Below are 1,524 nucleotides of genomic sequence, written 5' to 3'. Positions count from 1 at the left end.
AAAGATAAATTTAATAGCATCTATAAAGTACTAAAAGATATTGGACCTCAAGAAATTTTTAATATTATTAAAAATAGAGATATTGATGCTATTAAGAAATTAGTTGAAAAATTCGTTCAATAATATGAATTTTTAAATTTTAAAGCCTAGTCTACAGTCTAGGCCTTTTACTTTCATATAGTTACCATTATGCTAACTGGATTAATTTCTCTTTCTAAAAATAAAAATAAAAATTGCCCCAAAAATAATAGAAATTAAGATATTAAAAGGAAAGTAATCTATAAGTAAATGTACTAAAAATTTGCAAATCAATAATATTAGTTGTTCCATTAGAATTTTCTATTAAATAAAGTTTTAATTTTTTTTGTCTGTAGTGAAATTATATCTTTAGGATGTTCTATCCAATCTATCACTGTAGCCTTTTTCATGAAGGTCATTTGCTTTTTACATACTTCGCAAATAGGAATATCTGTTTTCCGAATGACATCACTATGGGAAGGCATAATTTTTGTTTGTTTGCAAATAGGACATTGGACTACTTTGGATCTATGAGGATTTGGCATAGTTTTTTCAAAAATTGAACGTCATAAATACACTCTATAGTAAAGTAACATATTGAAAAATACTAATAATATTATATTATTACAAAAATACGTGAATATTTTTAATTAAGATGATTAAACAAACAGAATATGAAAACAAAGTATGGAAGGAAATTCGTAATAGGAGAAATCCAAAAGAAAAAAACTTTTTACAAAAAGGATTTTCTCTAGTAGCTACTCCTATACATAAAGCTGCAGAAGTCATTATAGATAATCGAGTTTTCGGTGAAGTTATTACAAAATCTATTGCTGGTTTAACAACTATATGTTATGAATCTGCCCAAACAACTGTTAGATACGATGCAATATTTAAAGAACTATCCGATAAATCTAAAGTTGACATTAAACAATTGAAAGATATAGAAAAAATTGATTTATCTATATTAGATAAAAGTAGCTCAGGTTTAAGGAAAAAATATGTAACTATTGCTGCGGCTGAAGGAGGATTAACCGGTGCTGCCGGACTTCCTGGTATGGTAATAGATATACCTGGATTAATTCTTATCAATTTTAGAGCTATCTGTGAATACGCAACATATTATGGGTTTGATATTGAGCTACAAGATCAGAAACTAATGATTTTACATATTCTTAGCTTAGCATCTGCTCCTACAGATCAAGCTAAACACGCTGCAATGGCTCAATTAGCTAAAATTGCTTCTCAGGTAGCAAAAAAACAAACATGGGAAGAATTAGAGAAGTTTGTCTTCGTAAAGATGATTAAAAAAATGGCGGAAGCAATAGGAATAAGATTGACCAAAGCTAAATTAGCTCAAGTAGTTCCGGCTGTTGGATCTTTAGTGGGGGCTGGCTTTAATGCTTATTATACTGAAAAGGTTTGTGATGCTGCTTACTTTACTTATAGAGAAACCTTTTTAGCTAGAAAGTATAATCTGGAAATTCAAAGTATATAGTTTGTTTA

The 1,524-nt window shown here is 28.7% G+C and carries 1 protein-coding gene; it reads left to right on the top strand.

Going from position 1 to position 1,524, the window contains the following annotated elements; translation table 11 throughout:
- Positions 1–673: 673 nt before the first annotated feature.
- Positions 674–1,516 (top strand): EcsC family protein, encoded by an 843-nt coding sequence (locus tag FTV42_RS16795; protein ID WP_179997522.1) that lies wholly within the window; start codon positions 674–676, stop codon positions 1,514–1,516.
- Positions 1,517–1,524: the final 8 nt, after the last annotated feature.

This window comes from Acinetobacter sp. YH16052, from assembly GCF_013417155.1.
Lineage (GTDB): Bacteria > Pseudomonadota > Gammaproteobacteria > Pseudomonadales > Moraxellaceae > Acinetobacter.
Note: the sequence above shows the minus strand (reverse complement) of the source record. Positions and strands in the feature narration are given on the sequence as shown.